This is a genomic window from Emticicia sp. (genome assembly GCF_049241225.1).
Taxonomy (GTDB): Bacteria; Bacteroidota; Bacteroidia; order Cytophagales; family Spirosomataceae; genus Emticicia.
In genome coordinates this window covers 1-4,117 of the sequence record NZ_JBMLRC010000031.1, presented here as the reverse complement: position 1 = coordinate 4,117, position 4,117 = coordinate 1, and the positions used below count along the sequence as shown (strand labels likewise).

Annotated in this window: 3 protein-coding genes; all 3 read left to right on the top strand. The window is 41.2% G+C overall.

Annotated features, from left to right (window positions below):
* Window positions 1–651, top strand: a 651-nt coding sequence (locus ACOVO2_RS01760) for a metallopeptidase TldD-related protein (RefSeq protein ID WP_421768320.1), incomplete at its 5' end; no start/stop codon positions are given.
* Between the two features lie 365 nt (window positions 652–1,016).
* Window positions 1,017–2,672, top strand: coding sequence for a TldD/PmbA family protein (locus tag ACOVO2_RS01755; RefSeq protein ID WP_421768319.1), 1,656 nt, complete (start codon window positions 1,017–1,019; stop codon window positions 2,670–2,672).
* A 120-nt stretch (window positions 2,673–2,792) separates the two neighbouring features.
* The coding region (locus tag ACOVO2_RS01750) for a TldD/PmbA family protein (protein ID WP_421768318.1) at window positions 2,793–4,117 on the top strand (1,325 nt) is incomplete at its 3' end.

The window sequence follows — 4,117 nt, the reverse complement described above, 5'->3', positions numbered from 1 at the left end:
ATTGATTTATTGCAAAACATGATGCGAAGCATGGATGCACGAAATGCCGACGAAGGACGTAGTTTCTTGAGCAAAAAAGGTGGCGGTACTCGTTTAGGCGAAAAACTATTCGACGAAAGAGTAAATATTTATTCTGACCCAACCAATATCGAAATTCCAAGCTCGGGCTTTGGTGGTGGTGGCGGTGGAGGCCGTTTTGGTGGCGGTGGTAGCGATGGTCGTCCGCAAGAAAAAATCTCTTGGATTGAAAATGGCGTTGTGAAAAACGTTTATTATTCAAGATTTTGGGCAGATAAAAAAGGCGTAAAAGCAATTGCTCCACCTGCGGGCTTTATCATGGCTGGTGGAAACGAATCTCTGGCCGATTTGATTAAAGGAACAGAAAAAGGCATCTTAGTTACACGTTTCTGGTATATCCGTGCCGTTGACCCTCAAACATTATTGTACACAGGACTTACTCGTGATGGAACTTTCTACATCGAGAAAGGACAAATCAAATACCCAATCAAAAACTTCCGTTTCAACGAAAGCCCAATTATTATGCTCAATAACCTTGAAGCAATGGGCAAACCGACTCGTGTAGGTGGTTGTTTGGTTCCGCCACTCAAAATCAGAGACTTTACATTCAGTAGTTTATCTGATGCGGTGTAAAATTAAATAGGATAAATACATTGCCGTCAGTTTCAACTGATGGATACATTAAAACAAACAAATTTGACTTTAGTCAAACCACAAATTTCGACTAAAGTCAAAATATGTTTTGTTTTCATCCAAGATTCCGTCAGCTAAAGCAGACGGCAATGAACCTTAGTTCTATCAAATTTTATTATTAAAATGTCTCATGTGTTCTTTGAATAGTTTATACAAACGTTTTATCATCACAAAGAGACCTTCCATTCAACAAGACTTATTACCTTTTATCAAAATCCAACCTACAATTTTTAAGCTTAAAAGAATATTCTATAAATTAGACTTCATTTATAAACTTATTATTTTACACAAAAACCGAAAAAGCTTTGAAAAGAAGAGATTTTATCCAGTTATCCAGCTTAGGTTTTGGCGGACTCATTTTGCCTAATATGCCATCTGCTGGTATTCCGATTATCGGAAACTCGGTATCGCAAGAAGCATTAATTGACGGAGCAATTGATGTTGCAGTCAAGAAACGCCTTGCCGATGCTGCTCTCAATGCCGCAAAAGCCAAAGGAGCTACCTACACCGATGTTCGTATCGGTCGTTATCTCAATCAATTTGTGGTTACTCGTGAAGACAAAGTTCAAAACATTGTCAATACCGAGTCTTATGGCGTAGGTGTGCGAGTAATTGCCAACGGTTGTTGGGGATTTGCAGCCGTGGTTGATGCAAAATCAGAAGCCGACACCGCACGTGCAGCCGAAGAGGCGGTTGCGATTGCGAAAGCCAATGCAAAACTCATGTCTCAACCCGTAATCCTTGCTCCACAAAATGGCTATGGTGAGGTTAGTTGGAAAGCACCTATTCAACGAAATTCGTTTGAAGTGCCAATCAAAGAAAAAGTTGATTTACTTCTTGGAGTAAATGATGCTGCCTTGAAAAACGGGGCAAATTATGTCAATTCGGTATTGTTTATGGTCAATGAGCAAAAGTACTTTGCTTCATCGGATGGTTCATACATCGACCAAGATATTCACAGAATTTGGCCGATTGCCTCAGTAACTGCCATCGACCCAAAAACGGGTAAATTTGAAACTCGTCAGGCACTTTCTGCCCCAGTTGGTATGGGTTATGAGTATTTACAGACCAATCCGAAGGATAAAGTTACGGGCATCACGACACGCTACAACAAGGGTTACGATATGCTCGAAGACGTTACTGCCGCAGCCAAACAAGCCAAAGAAAAACTAACATCAAAATCAGTTGAGGCAGGAAAATACGACTTAGTGCTTGACCCTTCTCATTTGTGGCTAACGATTCACGAATCAGTAGGTCACCCACTCGAACTTGACCGTGTTTTGGGCTACGAAGCGAACTTTGCCGGAACGTCTTTCGCTACGCTCGATAAATGGCAAAGCAAAAACTTCAATTATGGCAGCAAGGAAGTAAACTTCTTTGCCGATAAAACGCAAGTTGGTTCACTCGGTGCAGTTGGTTGGGACGATGAAGGCGTAAAAACCAAACAATGGGATTTGGTAAAAGACGGTACTTTGGTAAATTATCAAGCTATCCGTGACCAAGCACACATCATCGGTGAAACAGCATCGCACGGATGTTGTTATGCTGATAGCTGGTCGTCGGTGCAATTCCAACGTATGGCCAATGTTTCGTTGGCTGCGGGAAAAACACCTTTGACGGTAGCTGAAATGATTAAAGACGTTAAGAAAGGAATATATATCATTGGCGATGGCTCATTCTCTATCGACCAACAACGCTATAATTTCCAATTTGGCGGACAGTTATATTACGAAATTAAAGATGGACAAATTGCAGGAATGCTCAAAGACGTGGCGTATCAATCAAATACGCAAGAGTTTTGGAATTCGTGCGTAAAAATTTGTGACGAACGTGATTATAGACTCGGAGGTTCATTCTTTGATGGCAAGGGACAACCATCACAATCGAGTGCCGTTTCGCACGGAAGTGCAACAGCTCGTTTCAATGGTGTTAATGTAATCAATACGGCAAGGAAAGTGTAAGAAGATTTACGAATTACGATTTGGGATTTGGGATTTACGATTTCGATAACCGAGCGTAGCCGAGGTTGCGAATTCACTATTCACTCCTTCTATCATTCACTCATTCAACATTAATTATTCATGTCAGTCATATTATCAGAAAATGAAGCTAAAACCTTGCTTAAAAAGGTTTTGAGCTATTCAAAGGCCGATGATTGTGAAATTAATATTTCGGCCAATATCAACGGAAATATCCGCTATGCACGCAATGAAGTTTCGACAAGCGGTGCATTAACCAATCAAAATCTACAAGTACAATCGGCTTTTGGTAAAAGAGTTGGTGTGGCTACAATCGACGAATTCGATGATGCTTCGCTCGAAAAAGTAGTACGTCGCTCGGAAGAGTTGGCTCGCCTTGCTCCCGAAAACCCTGAATACATGGGTGTTTTGGAGCCACAACAATACATGAAGTCAGAAGGCTATTTTGATTCAACCGCCAATATCAACCCCGATGTTCGTGCCGAAGCCGTAATGAAGAGTTTGAAACTTACTCGTGAGCAAAAATTGGTTGCAGCAGGCTTTTTGGAAGACTCGAAAGGCTATTCGGCCATGATGAACTCAAAAGGCCTTTTTGCGTATTACAAAAGTACCAATATCAATTATTCACTCACGGTTCGCACCGAAGATGGCACTGGTTCGGGTTATGTAATCAAAGGTTTTAGCGATGTAAATAAACTCGATACTGCTGCCGCTACCAAAATTGCGATTCAAAAAGCAGTCGGGTCGAAAAATGCCAAAGCACTCGAACCAGGTAAATACACAGTAATTCTTGAACCAACCGCAGCGGCTGTTTTGCTCGAAAATATTTATTTCGATATGGATGCTCGTAGTGCCGACGAAGGTCGTTCGTTTTTCAGCAAACAAGGAGGAAAAACAAAATTGGGCGAAAAAATTGTCGATGAACGAGTAACCATTTTCTCCGACCCTGCTTATGCCGATTTGCCTGCATCTCCGTGGTCGGGCGATGGACAAGCTCAAGAAAAACGTATGTGGATTGAAAAAGGTGTAGTTAAAAACCTATCCTATTCTCGTTTTTGGGCGAAAGAAAAAGGGGTAAAACCCATTCCTTTCCCAACAAATTTTATTATGCTTGGTGGCGATGCAACGCTCGATGAGATGATAAAAAGCACCAAAAGAGGCATTTTAGTGACAAAACTTTGGTATATCCGCTCAGTTGACCCACAAACGCTTCTCCAGACTGGTCTTACCCGTGACGGAACTTTCTATATCGAAGATGGAAAAATCAAATATCCGATTAAAAACTTCCGATTCAACGAAAGCCCAATAATCATGCTCAATAATCTCGAAATGTTGGGAAAAACTGAGCGTGTGGTCAGCACCGAATCGAACCAAAATTATATGGTACCACCCATGAAAATTCGAGAATTTACATTTTCGAGTTTATC